The sequence below is a fragment of the Pseudomonas sp. 9_2_1 genome (assembly GCF_059295275.1).
Genome location: NZ_CM181239.1, coordinates 3,679,700 through 3,701,885 on the forward strand (window position 1 = coordinate 3,679,700; position 22,186 = coordinate 3,701,885).

The 22,186-nt window shown below is 62.8% G+C and carries 26 protein-coding genes; 16 read left to right on the plus strand and 10 right to left on the minus strand.

Features of this window, described 5'->3' with window-relative positions; translation table 11 throughout:
* Nucleotides 1–83: 83 nt before the first annotated feature.
* The 4 genes from AC5O5I_RS16600 to AC5O5I_RS16615 all read right to left on the minus strand — a co-directional run bounded on the left by AC5O5I_RS16600 (nt 84) and on the right by AC5O5I_RS16615 (nt 2,341).
* The gene (locus AC5O5I_RS16600; RefSeq protein ID WP_494511177.1) at nt 84–899 is read right to left on the minus strand and encodes a DUF3618 domain-containing protein; all 816 of its coding nucleotides are present in this window, start codon (nt 897–899) and stop codon (nt 84–86) included.
* Complete coding sequence (locus AC5O5I_RS16605) at nt 896–1,324, minus strand: phage holin family protein (protein ID WP_172222003.1); 429 nt, start codon at nt 1,322–1,324, stop codon at nt 896–898. Before AC5O5I_RS16605 ends, AC5O5I_RS16600 begins: the two co-directional genes overlap by 4 nt.
* Nucleotides 1,324–1,920 (minus strand): hypothetical protein, encoded by a 597-nt coding sequence (locus AC5O5I_RS16610; protein WP_494511178.1) that lies wholly within the window; start codon nt 1,918–1,920, stop codon nt 1,324–1,326. The genes AC5O5I_RS16605 and AC5O5I_RS16610 overlap by 1 nt, the downstream gene beginning before the upstream one ends.
* 169 nt (nt 1,921–2,089) lie before the next feature.
* Nucleotides 2,090–2,341: a hypothetical protein gene (locus AC5O5I_RS16615; protein WP_494511179.1), complete on the minus strand. Its 252-nt coding sequence runs from the start codon at nt 2,339–2,341 to the stop codon at nt 2,090–2,092.
* A gap of 250 nt (nt 2,342–2,591) precedes the next feature.
* Between AC5O5I_RS16615 and AC5O5I_RS16620 the strand changes: the two genes are divergently transcribed.
* The 3 genes from AC5O5I_RS16620 to AC5O5I_RS16630 all read left to right on the plus strand — a co-directional run bounded on the left by AC5O5I_RS16620 (nt 2,592) and on the right by AC5O5I_RS16630 (nt 5,883).
* A complete protein-coding gene (locus AC5O5I_RS16620) occupies nt 2,592–3,401 on the plus strand; it encodes an alpha/beta fold hydrolase (protein WP_172285647.1) in 810 nt (269 codons plus the stop codon).
* Nucleotides 3,398–4,573 carry a PAS domain-containing sensor histidine kinase gene (locus AC5O5I_RS16625; protein ID WP_172285648.1) on the plus strand — a complete coding sequence of 392 codons (1,176 nt, stop codon included), beginning with the start codon at nt 3,398–3,400 and terminating at the stop codon, nt 4,571–4,573. Before AC5O5I_RS16620 ends, AC5O5I_RS16625 begins: the two co-directional genes overlap by 4 nt.
* Nucleotides 4,574–4,689: 116 nt before the next feature.
* Nucleotides 4,690–5,883, plus strand: a complete 1,194-nt coding sequence (locus AC5O5I_RS16630) for a zinc-dependent alcohol dehydrogenase (protein WP_172221991.1) — start codon at nt 4,690–4,692, stop codon at nt 5,881–5,883.
* Nucleotides 5,884–5,922: 39 nt separating this feature from the next.
* Here the strand turns inward: AC5O5I_RS16630 and AC5O5I_RS16635 are convergent, their stop codons facing one another.
* Together AC5O5I_RS16635 and AC5O5I_RS16640 are read right to left on the minus strand one after the other, a co-directional pair.
* Nucleotides 5,923–7,962: a hybrid sensor histidine kinase/response regulator gene (locus AC5O5I_RS16635; protein WP_172221988.1), complete on the minus strand. Its 2,040-nt coding sequence runs from the start codon at nt 7,960–7,962 to the stop codon at nt 5,923–5,925.
* 146 nt (nt 7,963–8,108) lie between these two features.
* Entirely contained in the window at nt 8,109–8,405 is a 297-nt protein-coding gene (locus tag AC5O5I_RS16640; RefSeq protein ID WP_172221985.1) for a DUF6555 family protein, read from the minus strand.
* A 203-nt stretch (nt 8,406–8,608) separates the two neighbouring features.
* On the opposite strand from AC5O5I_RS16640, the gene AC5O5I_RS16645 reads away from it, so the two are divergent.
* Together AC5O5I_RS16645 and AC5O5I_RS16650 are read left to right on the plus strand one after the other, a co-directional pair.
* Nucleotides 8,609–9,073 carry a PA2171 family ribosome-binding persister protein gene (locus tag AC5O5I_RS16645; RefSeq protein WP_172221982.1) on the plus strand — a complete coding sequence of 155 codons (465 nt, stop codon included), beginning with the start codon at nt 8,609–8,611 and terminating at the stop codon, nt 9,071–9,073.
* Between the two features lie 213 nt (nt 9,074–9,286).
* On the plus strand, nt 9,287–10,411 hold the full coding sequence (locus AC5O5I_RS16650) for a mechanosensitive ion channel family protein (RefSeq protein WP_172285649.1): 1,125 nt from the start codon (nt 9,287–9,289) through the stop codon (nt 10,409–10,411).
* An 83-nt stretch (nt 10,412–10,494) separates the two neighbouring features.
* On the opposite strand, the gene xth is transcribed toward AC5O5I_RS16650, so the two are convergent.
* Nucleotides 10,495–11,286 carry an exodeoxyribonuclease III gene (xth, locus tag AC5O5I_RS16655; RefSeq protein ID WP_172221976.1) on the minus strand — a complete coding sequence of 264 codons (792 nt, stop codon included), beginning with the start codon at nt 11,284–11,286 and terminating at the stop codon, nt 10,495–10,497.
* The gene (locus tag AC5O5I_RS16660) at nt 11,283–11,525 is read right to left on the minus strand and encodes a hypothetical protein (protein ID WP_172221973.1); all 243 of its coding nucleotides are present in this window, start codon (nt 11,523–11,525) and stop codon (nt 11,283–11,285) included. The genes xth and AC5O5I_RS16660 overlap by 4 nt, the downstream gene beginning before the upstream one ends.
* Nucleotides 11,526–11,700: 175 nt before the next feature.
* On the opposite strand from AC5O5I_RS16660, the gene AC5O5I_RS16665 reads away from it, so the two are divergent.
* The 3 genes from AC5O5I_RS16665 to AC5O5I_RS16675 all read left to right on the plus strand — a co-directional run bounded on the left by AC5O5I_RS16665 (nt 11,701) and on the right by AC5O5I_RS16675 (nt 13,575).
* The gene (locus AC5O5I_RS16665) at nt 11,701–12,228 is read left to right on the plus strand and encodes a DUF3455 domain-containing protein (protein ID WP_494511180.1); all 528 of its coding nucleotides are present in this window, start codon (nt 11,701–11,703) and stop codon (nt 12,226–12,228) included.
* A gap of 103 nt (nt 12,229–12,331) precedes the next feature.
* Nucleotides 12,332–12,880, plus strand: a complete 549-nt coding sequence (locus AC5O5I_RS16670) for a sigma-70 family RNA polymerase sigma factor (RefSeq protein ID WP_172221967.1) — start codon at nt 12,332–12,334, stop codon at nt 12,878–12,880.
* Nucleotides 12,877–13,575, plus strand: coding sequence for an anti-sigma factor (locus tag AC5O5I_RS16675; RefSeq protein WP_172285652.1), 699 nt, complete (start codon nt 12,877–12,879; stop codon nt 13,573–13,575). Before AC5O5I_RS16670 ends, AC5O5I_RS16675 begins: the two co-directional genes overlap by 4 nt.
* 263 nt (nt 13,576–13,838) lie before the next feature.
* Here the strand turns inward: AC5O5I_RS16675 and AC5O5I_RS16680 are convergent, their stop codons facing one another.
* On the minus strand, nt 13,839–14,480 hold the full coding sequence (locus AC5O5I_RS16680) for a DUF1109 domain-containing protein (RefSeq protein ID WP_494511181.1): 642 nt from the start codon (nt 14,478–14,480) through the stop codon (nt 13,839–13,841).
* Nucleotides 14,467–15,054 carry a sigma-70 family RNA polymerase sigma factor gene (locus AC5O5I_RS16685; RefSeq protein ID WP_172221958.1) on the minus strand — a complete coding sequence of 196 codons (588 nt, stop codon included), beginning with the start codon at nt 15,052–15,054 and terminating at the stop codon, nt 14,467–14,469. The genes AC5O5I_RS16680 and AC5O5I_RS16685 overlap by 14 nt, the downstream gene beginning before the upstream one ends.
* A gap of 184 nt (nt 15,055–15,238) precedes the next feature.
* Between AC5O5I_RS16685 and AC5O5I_RS16690 the strand changes: the two genes are divergently transcribed.
* The 8 genes from AC5O5I_RS16690 to dsdA all read left to right on the plus strand — a co-directional run bounded on the left by AC5O5I_RS16690 (nt 15,239) and on the right by dsdA (nt 21,938).
* Entirely contained in the window at nt 15,239–15,520 is a 282-nt protein-coding gene (locus tag AC5O5I_RS16690; protein ID WP_172221955.1) for a BufA1 family periplasmic bufferin-type metallophore, read from the plus strand.
* 16 nt (nt 15,521–15,536) lie between these two features.
* On the plus strand, nt 15,537–16,370 hold the full coding sequence (gene bufB, locus AC5O5I_RS16695) for an MNIO family bufferin maturase (RefSeq protein WP_172285653.1): 834 nt from the start codon (nt 15,537–15,539) through the stop codon (nt 16,368–16,370).
* Nucleotides 16,367–17,116 (plus strand): HvfC/BufC family peptide modification chaperone, encoded by a 750-nt coding sequence (locus AC5O5I_RS16700; RefSeq protein ID WP_494511182.1) that lies wholly within the window; start codon nt 16,367–16,369, stop codon nt 17,114–17,116. Before bufB ends, AC5O5I_RS16700 begins: the two co-directional genes overlap by 4 nt.
* An 11-nt stretch (nt 17,117–17,127) precedes the next feature.
* Nucleotides 17,128–17,595 carry a DoxX family protein gene (locus tag AC5O5I_RS16705; protein WP_172221946.1) on the plus strand — a complete coding sequence of 156 codons (468 nt, stop codon included), beginning with the start codon at nt 17,128–17,130 and terminating at the stop codon, nt 17,593–17,595.
* A gap of 157 nt (nt 17,596–17,752) precedes the next feature.
* On the plus strand, nt 17,753–18,058 hold the full coding sequence (locus AC5O5I_RS16710; RefSeq protein WP_172221943.1) for a hypothetical protein: 306 nt from the start codon (nt 17,753–17,755) through the stop codon (nt 18,056–18,058).
* Nucleotides 18,059–18,345: 287 nt separating this feature from the next.
* The gene (locus tag AC5O5I_RS16715; RefSeq protein WP_494511183.1) at nt 18,346–19,329 is read left to right on the plus strand and encodes a DUF1852 domain-containing protein; all 984 of its coding nucleotides are present in this window, start codon (nt 18,346–18,348) and stop codon (nt 19,327–19,329) included.
* A 29-nt stretch (nt 19,330–19,358) separates the two neighbouring features.
* Entirely contained in the window at nt 19,359–20,393 is a 1,035-nt protein-coding gene (locus AC5O5I_RS16720; protein WP_494511184.1) for a methionine synthase, read from the plus strand.
* A 195-nt stretch (nt 20,394–20,588) separates the two neighbouring features.
* A complete protein-coding gene (dsdA, locus tag AC5O5I_RS16725; RefSeq protein WP_494511185.1) occupies nt 20,589–21,938 on the plus strand; it encodes a D-serine ammonia-lyase in 1,350 nt (449 codons plus the stop codon).
* Nucleotides 21,939–22,186 lie beyond the last annotated feature (248 nt).

A 22,186-nucleotide genomic window follows, 5' to 3' on the forward strand; every position in this document is an offset into this window, starting at 1 on the left:
GGCGTGCCCATGGGCTGATAACAGCCATGTCGGCCGGCCCCTTCGCCGCATGCGAAGAGGCCGGCAGCTCAGTCGCTGTCGAGTCACGGGGTAAAACCCAACCCCGAGGAAAGGTCGCTACCTTCACGCACGCCGCCCGCGCCAACCGCCTGGGTCGGTGGCTTGTCGGTGGCCTGATGAAGCGATTGCTCGACCGACGCCTTCACCTCGCCGCCCTTGGCCTTGAGCGTGTCCGTCAAGCGGTCACTGGTGCTGCCCATGAGCTGGTCTTCCTTTCGGGTGCCGGGTAGGGCCGCGCCCAGCGCCGCTCCCAGGGCAATGCCCAGCGCCGCCAACACCAGCGGCTGCTCTTCAAGCAAGTGTTCGAACTGGCCTTTCAGCGCAGTCGCCTGGTCCCCGACCTTGTGCGCGGAACTGCGCAGTGTATCGGCAGACTCACCCATCGACTCACGGGCGCCATGGCCAAGCTCACTGGCCCGGTCGCGCGCGTCATGCGCCTTCATGCGCACCTTCTGGCCGGCATCGTGCACCGCCTCCCCAGCATGGGCGAAGGCGTCTTTGACCGAGTCGACCGCCTCCCCCAGCTTTTCCCCAAGACCTGGCCCGTGATGGGCCGGCCCTGGGTTGAAAGGCCGGTTCTGATTGAGCCCCAGCCAAGCCAGACCCAACACCGTGAGGGTCGCCGGGACCGGATTGTTCTTGAGGGTGAGGCCCAGGTTGTGACAGAACTCGCCGCCGTTGCCCTTGGCATAGGCCAGCACCTTGTCGACCAGCTGGCCGGGGCTCAAGCGCTGCTCCAGCGCGTCAACCAGGTCACTGATGTGCTCGCGCTTGGCGTTGATTTCCTGTTCGAGCAGGTCAGGGTCCTTGTGCGCTTCGTGTTCGAAGGAGGTGGTCATGGCAGTTTCCTCTTCAGCGTTTCCTTGTCCTGTTGCATGGCGTGCAAGGCACGATCAGGAGCAAGGTGGGTGGGCTGGAACTGTTTCTTGCCCGCCTGCAGCATGATGAAACCGATCACCACCGTGACGGCCCCCACGATCAGGGCAGCCAGCCAGGGCTGCAACACCAGCGCCAGGGCATACACGGCGGCCAGCAGCAGGATGACAAAACCCGCCAGCACCACGATCGCGCCAGCCGCCACTGCCGCTGTACCGGCTTTCAGCGCGTTCAGGTTTTGCTGCAGTTCGGCCTTGGCCAGGGCCAGTTCCTTGGTGAAAAGGTCGGGCACCTCACGCATCAACTGGCGCACCAAGCCACCCACACCCACTGGGTCTTCTTCCGGTGTATGCAGCCCTGGGGTGGTATGAAAGGGATCTTTGTTCATCATTCGCCTCCTTTGAGCGGGTCACGCTCGAACGGGCTGCCGCTGACGGGCGTGCCGGCACCCGGCCCTATCGGGTCGACGGGGGTAAAGGGCTCGCGAGTAGATACATCGCTCGCCCGATCCGGCGTGGGTGGCAGAGGATGCCGAGACTCGCTGGCACCCGCAGCCGCTACGCCGGCGCCCTGGGCGTGGTCGGCACTGGCGCGCAAGAAGCGCGAGACGGCAAAGCCGATCGCCACGCTTGCGGCCAGGAACACCGCCGGGTTATCCCGCGCCAGCCTGACCCCACGCTGCAGCAGGCTTTCGGCGCTCTCATGGCGAACTTGCTCGGCAAAACTGCCCATGCAGTCTGCCGCCTGGGCCAGGTACTGCGAAAGGCCGAGACTGTCGTGGCCTTCCAGCGCTTGGGCGGCCGAGCGGGCGCCTTCCTTCAGCGAATCAAGCTGGTCGGCGGCATTGTCGCGGTAGTGCTCGTATTGCTCGCTGCCCTTTTGCCGGGCTTCGCCAAGCAGTGCGCCGGCTTCATCGGTGATGGCGTGCAGGTGGTCCTGAGTGCTGTCGGGGGGAGAGGTAGAGCTTTGATCGGTGTTTTCCATGGTTGCGTCCTCAAAGCAGCTGACGGGCGAATGCTGGTTACAGAGGCATTCATTCGGGGGACGCGGCCCAGTCGACGGTAGTTCACTCCCGTGGATCTATGACAGTTGCCCGGCGCGCCAATCACCCCGTAACCGCATAGCCTTCGCGCAACCAGTTGTTGCACAGCCTTCAGCGGCGAGGGTAATCAGCGCCAGCGATGGCCTTGAGGTACCAGCGGTCAGCCAGCCGACGCAGGTCACGCCATTCGCGCCAGTCCACAAGGCCCAGGCGGTCCATCTCGTCAGCCTGGCGCAACAGCTCTTCGTGGTAGGTGCTGGGGCAGGCACAACGCAGGGCACGGTCATCAAGCGTGCAGAACCAACGGTTGATGGCCTCGAGCCTGAGCTGTTCGGGGGTGAGCTGTTCAGTGAACGCATTCATGCCAGGCTGCCTGTGCTCGTTTTTCAAATCGAGCGAAACGCCTGGCGAATGGTTCACTCCGCCCGCCCGAGCGGCGCAGTGCTCCCCCGCAAGCCAGCGTGGCGCCTGGCAGGTGTTCATGGTTGGCCTATTCTGACCAGCAACGCCGCACAAACCTTGGCAGGTAACAACCCACTAGCTTGCTAGCCGCCCTGGAACATGGGCACTATCGCCCATTCTGTCATGGACGCTGCTGAGCTCTGGAACCCGCATGAACTTGCCTTCGCGTAACAATGTACATGTTGCTGGCAGCGGCAATGCAACCCTTGTGTTTTCCCACGGTTTTGGCTGCGACCAATCCATGTGGCAGTTTTTGCTGCCTCACTTCCAGGGCCGGTTCCGGCTGGTCACCTATGACCTGGTCGGCGCCGGGCGATCGGACCTGGCGGCCTATGACCGCGAGCAATATGACTCGCTGTGTCGCTACGCCGAAGACCTGAACGAAATCATCACGGCATTTGCCGAGGGCCCGGTAATACTGGTCGGGCACTCAGTCAGCGCAATGATTGGCGCCTTGGCAGACCGCCAGCAGCCAGGGCGCATCGCAGCGCATGTCATGGTCGGCCCGTCGCCCTGTTACATCGACGCGGACGACTACACCGGCGGGTTCAAGGAAGCCGACATCCACGCCCTGCTCGACACCCTCGACAGCAACTACCTGGGCTGGTCGAGCGCCATGGCTCCGGTAATCATGGGCGCCCCGGGGCAGCCTGCGCTGAGCGAGGAACTGACCAACAGCTTCTGTCGCACCGACCCGGATATCGCCAGGCAATTTGCCCGGGTCACCTTCCTGTCGGACAACCGCCAGGACATCCACGGCCTGCCGACCCCGGTGCTGATCCTGCAGTCCACCGACGACCTGATCGCGCCGATGGCGGTGGGCGAATATCTGCAGGGCGTGCTGCCCAACAGCCGGCTGTGCCTGATCGAGAATATCGGCCATTGCCCGCACATGAGTGCCCCTGCCGCCTGCTCGGAAGCGATGGATGCTTTTCTGCAGCCCTGGGCGGCTGGCCAATGACCGCTGGCGGCGGCTTGCCTGGTGTCGATGAGCTGTACGAGGGTGCGCCATGCGGCTTGGTGATCACCAGCGAAGCGGGCACCATCCTGCGTGCCAACCAGACCTTCTGCGACGCGTTGGGCCGTGCCCCGGCAAGCTTGCTTCAACATAGGTTCCAGGACCTGCTGACCATGGGCGGGCGTATCTACCACCAGACCCACTGGGCGCCGCTGATGAAGATGCAAGGTGCAGTGGCGGAAGTGAAACTCGACTTGCTGCACCAGGACGGCCGCATCATCACCATGCTGCTGAACGGCGTGCGGCGCGAACATCCTGAAGGCGTGTTCTACCAACTGGCCTTGTCTGGCACCCACGAGCGTGACCGCTACGAGCGTGAGCTGCTTGCCGCGCGGCGCCGCGCCGAGGCGTTGCTGGCCCAGGCTACAGCCGCCGAGGTCGCCCTGCAGCAGGCCAAGGCCGAACTGGCCGACGCCTACCAGAGCGCCCAGCGGCGGGCGGCCTTTGCCGAGCAGACCGTAGCAATTGCCAGCCACGACCTGAAAAACCCGCTGACCGCGATCAAGATGGCCGCGCAGCTGCTTGCACAGAGCGAACAGCGGGACAGGGAGCGGCGCCTGCTTGGCAGCATCGGCCACTCCTGCGAACGCGCCGAGGGCATGATCGCCGATTTGCTCGACTTCGCCTCGGTAAGGCTCGGCCAGGGCATCACCATCCGCAGCCGCCCCGCCGACCTGAAAAACACGGTGGAGCAGACAATCAGCGAATTGCGCTTGGCCTTTGCCCACGCCCGCATCCGTCACCTTTCCCGCGGGTACGGCCAGATAGACATCGACCCGGACCGGCTGCAGCAGATGATCGGCAACCTGGTGGCAAACAGTGTTGCCTACGGCGACATGACTCACCCGGTCACCATCACCACCGACCTGGCAGGTGACGCGGCAGTGATTGCCGTGCACAACCACGGCACATGCATACCCGAGGCCCTGATCCCGAGCCTGTTCGAACCGATGACCCGCGCCACCGACCAGGACGCCACGGTGCGCTCGGTCGGGCTAGGGTTGTTCATCGTCAGGGAACTGGCCGAAGCCCACGGCGGCGAAATCACCCTCAGCTCGAATACGGTGTCCGGGACCACCTTCAGCATTCGCCTGCCGGCTGGCCGGGCAAGCTGAAGGCTGCGAACCTGGCTGCAGCAACCGGTTACCTGCTTCAGGTGCAGTTCACCTCAACGTTTTCCTGCCTGTTGGCTAACCTGCATATAACAACCGCCCTAGCAGGAGTTGAACGCATGAGAGCACTGACTTACCACGGCGCACAGGACGTCAGGGTCGACACCGTGCCGGACCCGAGCATCAAGGCCGATGACGATGTCATCCTGCGCGTTACCGCCACGGCCATCTGCGGCTCGGACCTGCACCTGTACCACGGCAGGATCCCGCAAACCGAGCCAGGCGACATTTTTGGCCACGAGTTCATGGGCATCGTCGAGGAAAGAGGGCCCGCGGTGACCAACCTGCAGGTCGGGGACCGCGTGGTGATCCCGTTCGTGATCGCCTGCGGCAGTTGCTTCTTCTGCCAGCATGACCTGTTTGCCGCTTGTGAAACCACCAACACCGATCGCGGCGCCATCCCCAGCAAGAAGGTCGTCCCCCCGGGGGCAGCATTGTTCGGCTACAGCCACTTGTACGGCGGCGTACCGGGCGGTCAGGCCGATTACGTGCGGGTGCCCAAGGCCAATTTCGGGCCATTCAAGGTGCCGACCGCCCTGCCCGATGACAAGGTGCTGTTCCTCTCCGACATCCTGCCTACCGCCTGGCAGGCGGTAACCAACGCCCAGGTCGGCAAGGGCTCCACCCTGGCCATCTATGGCGCCGGTCCGGTAGGGCTGCTGAGCGCCGCCTGCGCGCGTATGCTCGGCGCCCAGACCATCTTCATGATCGATAACAACGAATACCGGCTGGCCTTCGCCCGGGATGCCTACGGGGTGATCCCCATCAACTTCCTGGAAGACGACGACCCGGCCGACAGCATCATCCGCCTCACCCCCGGGATGCGCGGGGTGGACGCGGTGATTGATGCGGTAGGTTTCGAAGCCAAGGGCAGCACGGCAGAGAGCGTGCTGACCAGCCTGAAGATCGAGGGCAGCAACGGCAAGGCCCTGCGCCAGAGCCTGGTCGCGGTGCGCCGCGGCGGCGTGGTCAGCGTGCCGGGCGTGTATGCCGGCTACATTCATGGCTTCATGTTTGGCGACGCGTTCGACAAGGGCCTGACATTCAAGATGGGCCAGACACACGTGCAGAAGTACCTGCCCGAGCTGCTCGAGCATATCGAGGCCGGGCGTTTGCAACCGGAGCTGATCGTCACCCATCGCCTGGCGCTGGAGGAAGCCGCCATGGGCTACAAGATGTTCGACCAGAAGAAAGATAATTGCCGCAAGGTGATCCTGGTGCCCGGGGCAACTGCGGGCACATTTGCGGGCTGAGCCTGCACCGGGGCGCGGCCATGCGCAAGCGCCCAGGCCTCATTGGGCGTGCCGTGGCAAGCTGTTGAGGCTGCCGATCAAGGCATCAAGCGTGAACGGCTTGGTCAATACGGCAGCCCCCTGCCCCGGCCAATTCTCATGTGCCGGCTGCGGCTGTGCATAGCCGGTCATGAACAACACCGGCAACCCTGGCCGGGCAATACGCCCGGCTTCGGCCATCTTGCGGCCATCAACGCCGCCGGGCAGGCCGATATCGGTTATCAGCAGGTCGATTCGGGTGTCCGAGCGCAGCAGTTGCAGGCCGGCGAGGCTGTCGGCCGCTTCGATGACCACGTACCCAAGGCCACTGAGGACTTCGCTGACATACATACGTACCGAGCCCTCGTCATCCACCACCAGCACCGTTTCACCCGGCGAGGCTGGGTAGGCGCACGCCGACGCCTGCGGCTCGGGCACTGCCTGGGCGGCACCGCCATGGCCTGGCAGCTGCAGGTACACGCGCGTGCCGTGCCCTGGGGTAGACTCGATCCGTACCTGCCCGCCGGACTGCTTGGCAAAGCCGTATACCATCGACAACCCGAGCCCCGTGCCAGCCCCCACCGGTTTGGTGGTGAAGAACGGTTCGAAGGCTTTGGCCAAGGTTGCCGGGTCCATGCCGGAGCCCTCATCGGCCACGCAAATGGTCAGGTAATCACCTGGGAGGACATCAGGATCGGTGCCGGTTTCGACATGCTGGTCGCATGTCTGTATGCAGATCCGACCCGCCTCACCGACGGCGTCACGCGCATTGATGCACAGGTTGAGCAAGGCGTTTTCCAGTTGTGCCGGGTCGACCAGACAGGTACTCAGGGTGGCTGACAGGTTCACATCAAGCACCACCGCTGGCCCAACGGTACGCCGTATCAGCTCTTCCATGCCGGTGATCAACCCATGCACATCGGTTTGCACCGGGATCAACGTCTGCCGCCTGGCAAATGCCAGCAGCCGATGGGTCAATGCCGCCGCTTTGCGGGTGGCGCCGTAGGCGACCGTCAGGTAACGCTCGACGTCCTCCGCACGGCCCTGCCTGAGCCGCGCACGGATCAGGTCGAGGCTGCCGGCGATACCTGCCAGCAGGTTGTTGAAATCATGTGCGATGCCACCGGTCAGCTGGCCGACCGCTTCCATTTTCTGCGCTTGGCGCAGTGCAGCCTGGGCCTCTTCACGCTCGGCCACGGCTTCGCAGATACGCGCTTCCAGCGTGCGGTTGAGTTCCAGTAGCTGGGCTTCTGCCAGCTTGCGGGCGGTGACGTCGATGGACGAGCCGATCAGCCCGATCACCTCGCCACCGTCGCTGAGCAGTGGCGCCTTGACCGACAGCCAGTGGGTCACCGAGCCATCGGGCATGTCTACCCGCTCCTCGACCTGCACCGACGTGCCCCCAGCCATCACCTGCTGGTCGGTAGCCATCACCTGCCGGGCCTGCTGCTTGTCCTCCAGGAACTCCAGGTCAGTCTTGCCCAGGTAGTATTCCGGTGGCTTGCCGATCAGCTGCGTCGCGCCATGGTTGGCCACCAGCATTCGCCCCTGCCGGTCCTTGGCGTATACCACCCCGGGCACCGCCGCCGTGAAGCTACGCAACATCGCCGATACCCGGTCACGCTCGGCCTCAGCCTCCCGGCGCGAGCCGATGTCCATCAGCACACCAGGGAAGCGCACGGCCCTGCCCTGCTCATCCAGCTCGGCCCGGCCGTTGGCCTCTACCCAGTGGTAGCAGCCATCGTCCTGGCGCACCCGGTATTCACAGCGAAAAGCTCCCCCACGCGCCATGGCGGCCTCGATGGCGCTGGCCACCTGCTGGCGGTCATCCGGATGAATGGAGCCGAATGCTTCTGCCAGCGGCATGCCGGCCAGGCACCTTTCTACCGGCAAACCGAATGAACGGGAAAAACGCTCGTCGGCTGTCACGCGATCATTGGGGATGTCCCACACCCAAGTGCCAATGATCGCACCCGCGTCCAGCGCCAGCTGCAGCCGCTCTGCTGTTTGCGCAGCGCACGCCTGGCCACTGGCGGTGCCGTCAGGGGTATCGCGTTCCATGGGTTGACCTCGAGCATCGGAAAAAGGCGCGGCCCGCGCAACCGGACCCTCGGCCTACACGATACATGATGAAGGGCAGGCAAATGGCGGGAAAGGTGCTCGCGCGGCGCTTCGGGGTCGATCAGCTTGCGTCCACCCAGCAACGCTCAGGACTTGTCGCCGTTACCAACGGCAAACTTCTTCATGTCCACGGGCGGCGCGACAAACTCCGGCCCTTGGCCTGACGGCCGCCACCTTACATTGGAAATGCCATAACGCTCAGCCATGGGCCGGCTGACTTTCTTGATCTTGTGCTGACCAAAACGGGGGATGATCCCCACCCCGGCGTCACAACTCGCCCAGTGCCATGCCTCGGTGTTGTCCATGCGCTCCATGCGAATGATGAATGTCCTGAATTCTCCGTGAAGCTCGTATTCGATCACATACAGTTGCTGCCCTGCCATTGGACTCTCCTCCATCAAACCCTGGCTAATTGAGCCGGCAGAGCGAGAAAAGATTCCATTTATTTTGACCCCTCAGTCACTGCTGCACCCGCCGCGCGCAGGCAAGCGAACCGGCGCCAGCCATCACTGGCGCGGAACCTTGCCGACAGGCCCCCACTCAACCTCTTGCAACCGTGATTTTTCCCAGCCGCGAGAGGTTACCCATGAACGCTATCGAATTGCTGATTCAGGACCATCACCTGGTTAAAAAGCTGTTGGAGGAACTGTCCTCCACCACTGAGCGCGCCGTAAAAAAACGCGCCGAACTGCTGGAGCGGATCAAGCAGGAAGTCTCCATCCATACCCGGCTTGAAGAGGACATTCTCTACCCCGCCATCAAACAGGCCGGGGGCAAGGAAGAGGCGAAGATGTATTACGAGGCCAAGGAAGAGCACCGTACCGTCGACTCGCTGGTGCTGCCTGACCTGGAAGGCACTGAAACCGGCACCGTGGAGTTCGCCGGCCGGGTCAAGGTGATGAAGGAGCTGCTGGAACACCATATCGAGGAAGAAGAAAGCGAGCTGTTCCCGACCGCTCGCAAGTTGTTGGGCAAGCAGGAACTCGAAGACATGGGCCAGGCCATGGAAGCACAGAAGAAGCTGCTCAAGGGCGAGCAGCGCGCTGCCTGATACCTGCCCGGTCCTTCACCCGGGCCTGTTGCGCTGCAGCATGCCCGGCGTGCAGAAATCCGATCGAACTACCTCCCCCCGGCCCGGCCCAACCCGTGTAGGCGCAGCTTTAGCCGCAGACACAGGCAAGCCGGGCCCATCCGCAAGTCACTGTGTCGCGGCCTGCCCGCCCCTACCGTCACCGCTAATTCCCGCAGGAGGAGGCAACCCCTCATGAGTGATCGTCTCATCGCAATGTTCACCGACAACACCCTGTTCGGTATCTCCATTCTCAACCTGTTTCTGGCCCTGACCGTTTCCGTCGTGACCTTTTTGGTGGCCCGTGCAGCCATCAGCTTCGTGCAGCGGCGGGTCAGGCGCTGGTCCGAACACGACGGTGTGTTAAGCCAGGTGTTGGCCAAAGTGCTCGCCGGCACCAGCAACTTCCTGCTGTTTCTGGCCTCGCTATTGGTGGGGTTGAGCATGCTCGACCTGCCCGAGCGCTGGCTGACGCGGGTGGGTAGCCTGTGGTTCGTGGTCGCGGCCCTGCAGATCGGGCTGTGGGCCAACCGCGCCATCGGCCTGGGCCTGAGCCGGTATTTTGCGCGCCATGGCGGCGACGGCCTGAACCAGGGCAGCGCACTGGCCACCCTGTCCGCCTGGGGCGCGAGGGTGCTGCTGTGGTCGGTGGTGGTGCTGGCCATGCTGTCCAACCTGGGCGTCAACATCACCGCCTTCGTCGCCAGCCTCGGGGTAGGTGGTATCGCCGTTGCGCTGGCGGTGCAGAACATCCTTGGCGACCTGTTCGCTTCGCTGTCGATCGCCGTCGACAAACCGTTCGAGGTGGGCGACTTCATCGTCATCGGGCCGTTGGCCGGCACCGTGGAGCACGTCGGCCTGAAGACCACGCGCATCCGCAGCCTGGGCGGCGAGCAGATCGTCATGGCCAACGCCAGCATGATCGGCAGCACCATCCAGAACTACAAACGCCTGCATGAACGGCGCATCGTGTTCGAGTTCGGCCTGTCCTACGACACCCCCACCGAAGCGGTGAAGAAAGCCCCCGGCATAGTCGAGGAGGCGATCAAGGCCCAGGACCAGGTACGCTTCGACCGCGCCCATTTGCGCGGTTTTGGCAAGGAAGCGCTGGAGTTCGAATGTGTGTATATCGTCAAGGACCCTGGCTACAACCTGTACATGGACATCCAGCAGGCCATCAACTTCCGGCTGCTTGAGCGGTTTGGCAAAGTCGGTGCCAAGTTCGCGGTACCGGTGCGGGCGATCAAGGTTACCGCCCTGCCGCAGGACACCGGGCTGCATGCGCAGGGGCGCGATGGGCTGGGGTTGCGGGGGGCTTGAATAGCGTGGGGCTGGCAGGTGCTCGCTGCATATCTTGCGGCAAGCACCTATAACCCCTGATGCAACTCGCCAGATCACCTCCCTTACCGACGCCGGGCACCCAGCTCGATCCACACCGGCGCATGATCACTGGCCTTCACCTCATTGCGCACCCAAGCATCGACCCCGGCCCGCTTCAGATACGGTGCAAGGTCGGGGTTGAGCAGCAGGTGATCGATACGCAACCCGGCGTTGCGCGCCCAGTGGTTACGGAAATAATCCCAAAAGGTGTAAACACGCTCGTCCGGGTGCAGATGCCGAAGGGCATCGACCCAGCCCTGCTCCAGCAGCTGTTCGAAACACCCACGCGACTCTGGCTGCAAAAGCGCGTCCTTCAACCAGGAACGTGGGTTGTAGATGTCCATGTCGGTGGGCACCACATTGAAATCGCCTGCCAGCAGCGTCGGGTGACCGTTACCGTACAACCCCCGCGCATGCTCGATAAGGGCGTGAAACCAGCGCAGCTTGTAATCGAACTTCGGTCCAGGCTGCGGGTTGCCGTTGGGCAGGTAAAGGCAGGCCACCAGCACCCCGTGAACCGCGGCCTCCAGGTAGCGGCTCTGGCTATCATCTTCCATGCCTGGCAGGCCGCGCCGGACCTCCAGGGGTTCGCTGTCACGCGCCAGGATGGCCACACCGTTCCACGAAGGCTGGCCGTGATACAAACAACCGTAACCGGCCGCCTCCAGTGCCTGCTGCGGAAACTGCGGGTCCGCGGCCTTTAGCTCCTGCAAGCAAGCGATATCAGGCTTCTCCCGCTCCAGCCAGGCCAGCAGGGCAGGCAGCCGGCTGCGGATACCATTGATGTTGAAAGTGGCAATCTTCAGCGCTTTCATGCGTCCGGGTCGCTTACGTGCGCCTGCACGGCATCTTCGACTGCGCCCAAATGCGCCTCGTCGGCCAGCGCCTTTAGCGCCAGCCAGTCGTCCCACTCGATGGCACCATCGTCACGCAGGGCTTCTGCGGTGCGGAGCAGCTCATGGTGGTAGGCATCCGGTGATTCGCGCCGGTAGCTGATGTCGTCGTACTGGGCATACCAGGCTTCAAGCTCAGGGATGCTGCGTTCAATACTCATGACCAAGGCCTCACTGTACCCTTTCATGTGAGAGGCCCATCATCGGCTGACGTTCAACTGCAACGCCTCGGTAGCGATTCATCTGCGACCAGTGCATCCAATTTGCCTGCTGGCGGGTATTGGTAGTGGGCGGCCTGTGCTCGCCCAGCCAAATGACCTTTCAGGAGCATTGCCCATGAACGCCAGAACCCGCGCCTGCCTGCTAGCCTGCAGCCTCGCCATGGCAGCGCCAGCCGCCCTCGCCCAAGCCACGTTGCCCGATGCCGTCAAGGTGCCCGATGGCCATCGCGTCATGCTGGAAACCATCGGCGTCGGCGAAATCACCTATGAGTGCCGTGACAAGGCCAGCACCCCCGGCCAGACCGAATGGGCATTCGTCGGCCCCAAAGCGGTGCTGAACGACCGGGCTGGCAAAGCGCTGGGCGAATACTTCGGCCCACCCGCCACCTGGCAAGCCAAGGATGGCTCGAAAGTCACCGGCACCCAGTTGGCGGTAGCCCCGGCCGGCACCAGTGCCCTGCCCTATCAGCTGGTCAAGGCCAACCCGGCCGAAGGCCAGGGTGCCATGCAAGGTGTCAGCTATATCCAGCGCCTGGCCACTCAAGGTGGCGTGGCCCCGGCCAGTGGTTGCACCGCGCAGGACAAGGGCACACGGCAACAAGTCAAGTACCAGGCGGACTATGTGTTCTGGACGGCGAAATGAAGGCCGCTTGAGCAGACACCTGGCAATCGATCATCTACGCTCGTTGGCAAGCCCCCGGCCGGATGGCCGGGGTACCTGGCATGACTCAAGGAAGCCGCACTCGTTGAACTCGCCTGCAGTCCCTTTCGACTTCCAACGCTGCCTGCAGGCCTGTGCGCAGGGCGATCGCCCCGCCTTGCAGGCGCTTTATGATCACGAAGGCGCACGTCTGCTGGGCGTTGCCCGGCGCATCGTGCAGGATGACGCCACGGCCGAAGACATCGTCCACGATGCGTTCATCCGTATCTGGACCCGCGCCGCCAGTTTCGACCCGGCCCGCGGCTCGGCGCGGGGCTGGATCTACAGCATCACCCGCCATCTGGCGCTGAATTCGATCCGTGCTAGCCGCAGGGAAACCGAGTTTGACGACGTCGAGGTTGATGCTGCGCTGGCAATGCGCGGTGGGCTGGATGGGATGGACCTCTGGTCAGGCTCGGCAAAGATCTACCGCTGCCTCGAGCAATTACAGCCCGCGCCGCAGCGTTGCATCCTGCATGCCTATGTGGATGGCTGCAGCCACGCCGAGATCGCCAGCCTGCTGGGCGCGCCGCTGGGCACCGTCAAGGCGTGGATCAAGCGCAGCCTCAAGGCGTTGCGGGAGTGCCTGGAATGAAGCCCGATGCTATCGAAGCACTGCACGCCCTTGCCGGGGAGTATGTGCTGGGAACCTTGCCACCCGAGCAACATGCCGCCATAGCCGAGCGCCTGAGCGCAGACCCCGCCTTGCGCGCCGCCGTGGATGCCTGGGAAGCCCGCCTGCTGCCGCTGACCGAGCTGGCCACCGCGCAGCCGCCGAGTGCGCGCCTGTGGGGCCGTATCCAGCGCAGTCTCGATGAGCTGCCTGCACCCGCCAGGGCATCGCAGCTCGGCTGGTGGCAACGTCTTGGCCTGTGGCAAGGCCTAAGCGCCGCCGGCTTGGCTGCAAGCCTGCTACTGGCGTTTACCTTGCTGACCACCCCGGCCCCCACAACCCGTTACCTGGTGGTACTGGTGGCGCCAAGCAGCCAGGCCCCTGGCTGGGTCGTGCAGGCCAGCGACAGCCGGGTGATCGAGTTGATCCCGCTGGGGCGCGATGCGGTCCCAGAGGGCATGGCCTTACAGTTCTGGACCAAGGGTGAACAGTGGCAGGCGCCTGTTTCTCTGGGCCTGGTCAAACCGGGCGAGCCCTACCGCGTGCCGCTGCAGAGCCTGCCCCCGCTGGAGGCCAACCAGCTGTTCGAGCTGACCCTGGAGAAGGCTGGCGGCTCGCCTTCAGGCCTGCCTACCGGCCCGGTGAAGTTCATTGGTCGCGCAGTAAAAGTGATATGACCCAGTGACTCCCTGGCTAGCTCTGCGCTTCACGGTAGCCAGGTTCAGTGGACCGTATACCCAGACTCTGAAAGCGCATCGGTCAGCAACATGCGCACGGTCGGTTCATCATCCACCAGCAGGATGGTTTCTGCATGCTGGGTAACGGGACCGGCCAGAGTCATCGGGTCAAGCTCACCACCAGGCGCGTTACCCGCCTACCTGGGGAGTAGATCAGCACGGTGCAGCCCAGGCCAACTTCGGGCTCCATGCGCACCTGGCAGCTACCAACGCAGCAAGCGTGGCCCCAGCAGCGCCCCCAGCACGGTGGGCAGCGCCATGCCCAACACGTACCACATACCCCAGAACGGTACCTCCATCTCAGGGCAATGCAGGCAGTACGCCAATGTGGCAACAGCACCGGCCAACAGCCCCCCCGCTGCGCCGGCCCGGCGCAACTGGGTCGGCGCCAGGCCGCGCAAGGCCCAGAACACCGCCGCCAGCGCCGGAATGCCAAGCAAGCCAATGTTCAATGCACAGGTACGCCAGGTACGTCCCAGCATCAACTCGGCACGCGATTCGACCGGCGCACCGACCAACGCCATCGCCCCGCCCAGCCATACCAGCACGATGGGCAGGGCCAATACCACCCAGGCCGCGCCGCCGTTCACCCCCGGGCGCGCCAGGCGACTACACAGCCACAATGCCGCCGCCGCCAGGCTTGCCGGCAGCGCCAGCCTGGCCCAGAACAGCGGTAGCCGCGCCACGTCGGCAAGGTCCGCGCGCACGCCGTACACCGCCATCATCAACAGCAGCGCGCCCAGGCCGCCGGCAATCAGCGCCAGGGCAAAGCGCCGGGCCAGGGCATGCCGCGGTCCAGGCACCTCGCCCTTGGCCAGCAGGCCGATCAAATCAATGGTCTTCATTGTCTGGTTTGCCTCGTATCATTTTCGCCAACGCCTTGAGCCCACGGTGGATGCCAACCTTGACCGCCGAGCTGGACAACCCGGTCAGCCTGGCCGTCTGCTCGACACTGAGGCCTTCGAGCTTGACGTGCTGGATCGGCAGCCGCTGGCGGTCGGGCAGGCTTCGCAGCAGCAACCCCAGGTCACGGCTGGCCTCCTGTGGCTGGTCGTCCTCGCTGGCGAACAGGGCCTGCTCTTCGTCCAGCGGTTCGTGCAGTGCTTCGTGGCGGGCAAAGGCGCGCCAGTGATCGGCCAGCTTGTAGCGCGCGATGGCCTGCACCCACGCGGTCAGCGGCTGCCCGGGCAGGTAGGTATGGCGGGCATTGTGCACCGCAAGCAATACCTCTTGCAGCAGGTCTTCGACCTCATGCGGGCGCCCGGCCAGGCGCCGGCGTAAAAAGGCCCGCAAATGTACCGCCAGCGCACTCAGGAACGCCCGGTACGCCTGCTCGTCACCCTGCATGCCATGCAACAGCAATTGCTGCAGCTGCGCCTCGCGTGCGTTCAAGTGTGCCTGAGGGGTAGTTCGCGGCATGAGCGGTCCTGGTTACACCCCGTAGGAAAAATGCGACCGGTGGTGTGCTTCACAACGTTAGGAGAGCCCTTGGCAAACCTCAAAAAATATTTTTTGCCTGCTGTAACCCGAACCGCACGGATGACGAACTGATGGATGAGCCGAGGGGAACCGCCACCGGCCTTGCCACTTCTGGAGATCCACCATGAACAACTTCGCCCTTGCCGCTGCTGCCGTTGCCCTCGCCACCCTGGCCGGCACCGCCGTGGCAGCCGACACCAAGGCGCCTGCTGGCGCCGCCATGGAAAAATGCTACGGCGTGGCCATGGCCGGGAAAAACGACTGCAAGGCGGGTGCTGGCACCTCTTGCGCCGGCAGTGCCAAGCAGGACTATGACGGCATGCACTGGAAAAACGTGCCCGCTGGTACCTGTACCTCGATCAAGACGCCCAACGGCATGGGCTCGCTGACCCCGATCAAGTCCTGAGCGAAGGCCGCCGACCATGAACGCATTGCACACGCTGGGTGCCGGGCTGAGCCTCAAGGCCGAGCACTATGCACAGGCACTGGGCTGTGACACCGAACACCTGTGGTTCGAGGTGCACCCGGAAAACTACATGGTCGGCGGCCCACGGCTCGCCTGGCTGGAGCGTATCGGCGCCGGCCACCCGCTATCACTGCACGGGGTCTCGCTGTCCCTTGCAGCCGCTGCGCCCCCCGACCCACTGCACCTGCAGCGCCTGGCAGCGCTGGTGCAACGCCTGCAACCGGCACTGGTGTCGGAACACCTGGCCTGGTCAACCTGGCGCGGCCACTATCACCCCGACCTGCTGCCGTTTCCGCGCAGCAGCGAAGCCCTGCGGCGTATCACCGACAATATCCAGCGTACCCAGGATGCACTCGGCCGGCCTATCGCGGTCGAGAACCCCAGCCATTACCTGAGCCTGGAGGGCCACGACTACGCCGAAGCCGAGTTCCTTGCCGAACTGGTGCAGCACACCGGCTGTGGCTTGTTGCTGGACGTCAACAACGTGCATGTCAGCGCGCACAACCTGGGTTTCTCTGCCGAAGCCTATCTTGACCGCTTCCCTGCCGAGGCCATTGTCGAGATCCACCTGGCCGGGTACAGCCACGACGCCGACTCGGCATTACTGATCGACTCTCACGACGCCCCTGTCAGCGAAGCGGTCTGGGCCCTGTTCCAACGCCTGGTCGGGCGCATCGGCCCACGGCCGACACTGATCGAACGTGACGACCACCTACCCGGGTTCGATAGCCTGCTGGCTGAACGCGATGTGGCCCAGGCCATTCTCAGCCTGTCACGGAGGCCGGCATGAACCGCACATTGGCGCATTTTCAGGACACCTTCATCCAGGCCCTGTACCACGGCAGCGCAACCGGCGTTGCCGCGCAACCCGGCTTCGCGGTGTACCGCAACACCGTGTTCAAGGGCTGTGTTGACGCGCTCTGCGACAACTTCCCCAGCGTCGAACGGCTGGTCGGTCGCGACTGGCTGGCCGACGTGGCTGGCCGCTACGCCCGCCAGTACCCGCCGCCTGATGCGCGGCTGATTGCCTACGGCGAAACCTTTGCCGACTACCTGGCCCCCTTCGCCTGCGCCAACGGGCTGACCTACCTGGCCGACGTCGCCCGGCTGGACTGGCTGTGGTTGCAAGCATTCTGCGCCGAGCAGGCACCCGCCCTGGACGTGGCCGAACTCGCCGGGATGACCGCCAGCGACCTTGCCCGCTGTACCTTGCAGCCGCGGCGCAGCGCACGCTGGCAGTGGTTCGCAGAGCATCCGGTGTACACCCTCTGGCACCATAACCGGCTGGCGCAGCCGATGCCGGAGCACATCGCCTGGCATGGCGAAGGCGTGTTGCTGGTGGGCGACGTCGAGGGTGTTGGCTGGCAGGCGTTGACCGAGGGCGCCTGCGCGTTTCTGGATGCCTGTGCCAACGGGCATGACCTGGACCGGGCCTCGGCCCTGGCACTGCAGGCCGAACCCGGCCTGGACTTCAATGCGTTGCTGGGTAGCCTGCTTGGCGCCCAGGCACTCGCCCCACTGTCCCTGCCCCGTTGAAGGAGGCTGCCATGCACATTTCCCCCACCACAACCGCCAGCCCCGGCCTGCGTCAGCACTGGAACCGGCTTGCCGAATGGCTGCAAGGCTTGTTGGGCGACTCGGTACTGTGCCTGATCGCGCGACTGGGGATTGCCTCGGTGTTCTTCCTGTCCGGGCGGACCAAGGTCGAGGGCGTGCTTACCATCACCCCGAGCACCTATGAGCTGTTTCAAAGTGAATACGCCTTGCCGCTGATTCCTTCACACCTTGCCGCGCACCTGGCCACTTATGCCGAGCACCTGTTCCCGCTGCTGCTGGTGCTGGGGTTGTTCACCCGCCTCTCGGCTCTGGCGCTGCTGGGCATGACCACGGTGATCGAGGTGTTTGTCTACCCGGATGCCTGGCCGACACACCTGACCTGGGCAGGGCTGTTGCTGCTGCTGGTGGCCAAGGGCGCCGGCCGCCTCTCACTCGATCGCTGGTTGGGTATCCGCTGAAACGCAGCGTGGCCGCTGGGTTTTCAGCCGCTAAATACCGGGCCGAAGGTCGTTAAAGCGCCTCGTCAGAAAAGCCGCAATGTTTTGCACTTCACCGGGCTTTGCGCAGGTCACAACTGAACACAGAACTTCCTGTGTTGACTTGAGGTAAGCGATCATGGCTAACAACCAAGACAAAGGCGCAAATCAAGGCGGCACCGCCAATACCGATGTCGGCAAGGCAGGCCAGCAAGGCGGCCATGGCGCCGGTGGCGACATGACTCAAAATCAGAAAGGCGGCCAGCAAGGCGGGCAGATGCCCGACGACAAGATGAACAAGGACTGGGATAAATCCAAGGAAGCCGGCCGCCAAGGTGGGCAAGCGGGCGAAAGCCACGGCAACAAGGACCAGGCATCTGATGCCGGGCGGATGGGTGGCCAGCGCGGGCAGGACGCCGGGCAAAAAAAAGACGGTGAGCGTTGATCAAGCGTGCCTGATGCCCTGGCGGCAATAGCTGCCGCCGTGCTGTAGGCCCCGGTCGATGAGCCGGGGCCATCTTCAACTGACTTACCCAACATGAACAGTACTAAAAAGCCTGTGAAATCTATTCATTACCCTTCAATGACTACCCCCGCCTAAACTACGTCTCATCATAAACACTCAAGAGACTACTGAGCGAAAGTCCCAGGGATGGAAGCTGGGAAGCGCTGGCTGAATGATCACACTATCAAATTACGCCAGCACCTCAGGCATCAGGACACCCGTTCACCATGAATAACGAACCTCGGTTTACCCTCAAGCGTATTGTTTTCGACGAACATTATCACCCCGCCGAAAATACTCGCATTACTACCAATTTTGCCAACTTGGCCAGGGGCGCCAATCGCCAGGAAAACCTGCGCAACACCCTGAAGATGATCGATAATCGTTTCAATACCCTGGCTCATTGGGATAATCCAGAAGGTGATCGCTACTCTGTCGAACTTGAAATAATCTCGGTCGAAATGAACCTTGCCGCCCAACAGTGCAGCACTGCTCTGCCCCTGATAGAGATATTGAAAGCCGACATTTTCGACCGTGCAACCAACACGCGTATCGGGGGGATGGTCGGGAACAATTTCTCTTCTTACGTGCGCGATTACGACTTCAGTGTGCGCCTGCTGGAGCACAATAAAAACCGCACACATTTCAGCACCCCCGATGATTTTGGCGATTTGCATGGCAAGCTGTTCAAGTGCTTCGTCAATTCCGACACCTACAAGCAGCACTTCGACAAGCCACCCGTTATCTGCCTGAGCGTATCGAGCAGCAAGACCTATCACCGCACCGAGAACCAGCACCCGGTGCTCGGCTTTGAATACCTGCAGGATGCCTACTCCCTGACGGACGACTACTTCAACAAGATGGGTTTGAAAGTTCGCTATTTCATGCCGCCGAACAGTGCCGCGCCGCTGGCTTTCTATTTCTCCGGCGACCTGCTGGCTGATTACACCAACCTGGAGCTGATCAGCACCATCAGCACCATGGATACGTTCCAGAAAATTTACCGACCTGAAATCTACAACGCCAATTCGGCAGCCGGAAAGTGCTACCAGCCCAGCCTGCAGCACCAGGACTACTCACTCACGCGCATTGTCTATGACCGCGCAGAGCGTAGCCGCCTGGCTATCGAGCAGGGCAAATATGCCGAAGAGCAATTTGTCAAACCCTATCAAGCCACGCTAGAGCAGTGGTCTGCTCGCCACGCGCATTGATCACACTCTAAAACATCAGGTCATCTGTCATGAACACACTGCTTCCCACCTCCACTGCCGGCAGCTTGCCGAAACCGTCCTGGCTTGCACAACCTGAAACACTGTGGTCACCCTGGAAATTGCAAGACCAACAACTCCGTGAAGGCAAACAGGATGCCTTGCGCCTGGCATTGCACGAACAGCAGCACGCTGGCATCGATATCGTCAGTGACGGTGAGCAAACCCGCCAGCATTTTGTAACCACGTTTATCGAGCATCTCAGCGGTGTCGATTTCGAGCAACGTGAAACCGTTAGAATTCGTGATCGCTATGATGCCAGCGTACCGACGGTCGTGGGCGCTGTCGCCCGGCAGAAGCCGGTGTTTGTCGAGGATGCCAAGTTCCTGCGCCAGCAAACCTCGCAACCCATAAAATGGGCGCTGCCAGGTCCCATGACCATGATCGATACGCTGTATGACGCCCACTATAAAAGCCGAGAAAAACTGGCTTGGGAATTTGCCAGGATCCTCAACCAAGAAGCCAGGGAACTCGAAGCCGCCGGCGTTGATATCATCCAGTTCGATGAACCCGCATTCAATGTGTTCTTCGACGAGGTGAATGACTGGGGCGTGGCTACTCTGGAGCGCGCCATTGAAGGCCTGAAATGCGAAACGGCGGTGCACATCTGCTATGGCTATGGCATCAAAGCCAATACAGACTGGAAAAAGACCCTGGGGTCGGAATGGCGACAATACGAAGAAGCCTTCCCCAAACTGCAACAGTCCAGCATCGATATCATTTCTCTGGAGTGCCACAACTCGCATGTCCCAATGGACCTGCTTGAGCTGATCCGCGGCAAGAAAGTCATGGTCGGGGCCATCGATGTAGCTACCCATACCATTGAAACACCAGAGGACGTGGCCAACACCCTGCGCAAGGCACTTCAGTTCGTGGACGCCGACAAGCTCTTCCCTTGCACCAACTGCGGCATGGCGCCGTTACCTCGCCAGGTAGCCCGCGGCAAACTCCACGCGTTAAGTGCAGGCGCGGAAATTGTCCGCAAAGAGCTCTTGAGCTCGCGCTGAGCCCTGCAGGCTTTCTGAATTTTGCGCATGACAGTTGTTCCTACACTGCCAGCACCGCCCGATACAGCCGCTCGTGCTGGCACCATGCATGATCTCGGTTCACCTGTGGGTTGAGGACCGATCGTTTGAATCCTGCCCTCCTCCTGTCGAAGATTGTCTGTTCTACTGTGCAACTACCGCGCGACAGGTGAAATCATGATTCACGGTAAAACCCTCGAAAACTGGCAACACAGCCACCCGATCATCACCGACCTGGTCGCCCTGAAAGAGACCAGCTGGTTCAACCCCGCCATCGCCAGCGCGTCAGCAGCCTTGGGCGATGTAGGCCTGACAGCTACAGACGTGCAAACGGCCAGCAAGCGGTTGCAGCGGTTTGCACCCTACCTCGCCACGGTTTTCCCCGAAACTGCGGCTGCCGGTGGGATCATCGAGTCGCACATCACCCCTCTGCCGCAACTGCGTCAACGACTCATCGACCAACATTCACTGCAAAACGTTGGCAGCCTATGGCTCAAGGCAGACAGCGACTTGCCGGTCTCCGGCTCGATCAAGGCCCGGGGCGGTATCCATGAGGTGCTCAAGCATGCCGAGGACCTGGCCCTGGCGGCCGGCCTGATCACAGCGGCGGACAACTTCGCCAAACTGGCCAGTGACCAGGCCCGCGCGTTCTTCGGCCAGCACAAGATTGCCGTGGGTTCGACCGGCAACCTGGGCTTGTCGATAGGGATCATGAGCGCGAAACTGGGTTTTCAGGTAAGCGTGCACATGTCGTCCGACGCCCGGCAATGGAAAAAGGACAAACTGCGCGCCAACGGCGTGACGGTGGTGGAACACGCCTCCGACTACAGCGTTGCGGTCGAGCAGGGTCGCGAACAGGCGGCAGCCGACCCCAGCTGCTATTTCGTTGACGACGAAAATTCCCCACAACTGTTTCTGGGCTACGCCGTTGCGGCTGAACGGCTGGCCAACCAGCTCGAGCAAGCTGGCATCAAGGTGGACGCAGACCATCCCCTTTTCGTTTATCTGCCCTGCGGTGTCGGCGGCGGCCCTGGCGGCGTCGCGTTCGGCCTGAAGCTGGTATTCGGTGATGCGGTGCACTGCATCTTTGCCGAGCCCACGCACTCCCCTTGCATGCTGTTGGGTGTGTACACCGGCCTGCACGACCAAACCAGCGTGCAGGACTTCGGCATCGACAACATCACCGCTGCCGACGGCCTGGCTGTCGGGCGCCCGTCCGGGTTCGTCGGCAAAGCCATGCAGCGGCTGATCGATGGTTACTACACCGTCACCGACGAGGCACTGTACAGCCTGATGGTGGTTGCCTTCGAGCAGGACAAGGTCAAGCTGGAACCCTCCGCGTTAGCCGGCGTACCCGGTATGGCGCGGGTGCTGCAAGCTCAGGCGTACCTGGCGCGCCAGGGCTTTAGCCCTGCTCAGCTGCAGCATGCCACCCACCTGGTCTGGGGCACGGGTGGCAGCATGGTCCCGCAGGATGAGTTCGACGCCTACCTGGCGAAAGGGCGCAGCCTGCTGGCAAACGTATAACTGCCATCGGTGGACTGTGAACAAGGATGGGTCGATGTACAAAAACGGCGCGATGAACCTCAATGGTTCGCACCTGGGCAGCCTGCATGTTTTTCTGGTGGCTGCGCGGCACCTGAGTTTCTCGCGCGCGGCGGATGAAGGCTAATGGGGCTGCAACGCAGCCCATCGCCGCGGTTCGTCGCCACGACAAGCCAGCTCCCACCCCAGCCGCATCGAATTCAAGCCATGCGCCGTACTTGTGGGAGCCT

Excerpts from the sequence above, each read along its gene's own strand:
- AC5O5I_RS16600 (WP_494511177.1), bottom strand. The coding sequence starts at position 899 with ATGACCACCTCCTTCGAACACGAAGCGCACAAGGACCCTGACCTGCTC.
- AC5O5I_RS16605 (WP_172222003.1), bottom strand. The coding sequence starts at position 1,324 with ATGAACAAAGATCCCTTTCATACCACCCCAGGGCTGCATACACCGGAA.
- AC5O5I_RS16610 (WP_494511178.1), bottom strand. The coding sequence starts at position 1,920 with ATGGAAAACACCGATCAAAGCTCTACCTCTCCCCCCGACAGCACTCAG.
- AC5O5I_RS16615 (WP_494511179.1), bottom strand. The coding sequence starts at position 2,341 with ATGAATGCGTTCACTGAACAGCTCACCCCCGAACAGCTCAGGCTCGAG.
- AC5O5I_RS16620 (WP_172285647.1), top strand. The coding sequence starts at position 2,592 with ATGAACTTGCCTTCGCGTAACAATGTACATGTTGCTGGCAGCGGCAAT.
- AC5O5I_RS16625 (WP_172285648.1), top strand. The coding sequence starts at position 3,398 with ATGACCGCTGGCGGCGGCTTGCCTGGTGTCGATGAGCTGTACGAGGGT.
- AC5O5I_RS16630 (WP_172221991.1), top strand. The coding sequence starts at position 4,690 with ATGAGAGCACTGACTTACCACGGCGCACAGGACGTCAGGGTCGACACC.
- AC5O5I_RS16635 (WP_172221988.1), bottom strand. The coding sequence starts at position 7,962 with ATGGAACGCGATACCCCTGACGGCACCGCCAGTGGCCAGGCGTGCGCT.
- AC5O5I_RS16640 (WP_172221985.1), bottom strand. The coding sequence starts at position 8,405 with ATGGCAGGGCAGCAACTGTATGTGATCGAATACGAGCTTCACGGAGAA.
- AC5O5I_RS16645 (WP_172221982.1), top strand. The coding sequence starts at position 8,609 with ATGAACGCTATCGAATTGCTGATTCAGGACCATCACCTGGTTAAAAAG.
- AC5O5I_RS16650 (WP_172285649.1), top strand. The coding sequence starts at position 9,287 with ATGAGTGATCGTCTCATCGCAATGTTCACCGACAACACCCTGTTCGGT.
- xth (WP_172221976.1), bottom strand. The coding sequence starts at position 11,286 with ATGAAAGCGCTGAAGATTGCCACTTTCAACATCAATGGTATCCGCAGC.
- AC5O5I_RS16660 (WP_172221973.1), bottom strand. The coding sequence starts at position 11,525 with ATGAGTATTGAACGCAGCATCCCTGAGCTTGAAGCCTGGTATGCCCAG.
- AC5O5I_RS16665 (WP_494511180.1), top strand. The coding sequence starts at position 11,701 with ATGAACGCCAGAACCCGCGCCTGCCTGCTAGCCTGCAGCCTCGCCATG.
- AC5O5I_RS16675 (WP_172285652.1), top strand. The coding sequence starts at position 12,877 with ATGAAGCCCGATGCTATCGAAGCACTGCACGCCCTTGCCGGGGAGTAT.
- AC5O5I_RS16680 (WP_494511181.1), bottom strand. The coding sequence starts at position 14,480 with ATGAAGACCATTGATTTGATCGGCCTGCTGGCCAAGGGCGAGGTGCCT.
- AC5O5I_RS16685 (WP_172221958.1), bottom strand. The coding sequence starts at position 15,054 with ATGCCGCGAACTACCCCTCAGGCACACTTGAACGCACGCGAGGCGCAG.
- AC5O5I_RS16690 (WP_172221955.1), top strand. The coding sequence starts at position 15,239 with ATGAACAACTTCGCCCTTGCCGCTGCTGCCGTTGCCCTCGCCACCCTG.
- bufB (WP_172285653.1), top strand. The coding sequence starts at position 15,537 with ATGAACGCATTGCACACGCTGGGTGCCGGGCTGAGCCTCAAGGCCGAG.
- AC5O5I_RS16700 (WP_494511182.1), top strand. The coding sequence starts at position 16,367 with ATGAACCGCACATTGGCGCATTTTCAGGACACCTTCATCCAGGCCCTG.
- AC5O5I_RS16705 (WP_172221946.1), top strand. The coding sequence starts at position 17,128 with ATGCACATTTCCCCCACCACAACCGCCAGCCCCGGCCTGCGTCAGCAC.
- AC5O5I_RS16710 (WP_172221943.1), top strand. The coding sequence starts at position 17,753 with ATGGCTAACAACCAAGACAAAGGCGCAAATCAAGGCGGCACCGCCAAT.
- AC5O5I_RS16715 (WP_494511183.1), top strand. The coding sequence starts at position 18,346 with ATGAATAACGAACCTCGGTTTACCCTCAAGCGTATTGTTTTCGACGAA.
- AC5O5I_RS16720 (WP_494511184.1), top strand. The coding sequence starts at position 19,359 with ATGAACACACTGCTTCCCACCTCCACTGCCGGCAGCTTGCCGAAACCG.
- dsdA (WP_494511185.1), top strand. The coding sequence starts at position 20,589 with ATGATTCACGGTAAAACCCTCGAAAACTGGCAACACAGCCACCCGATC.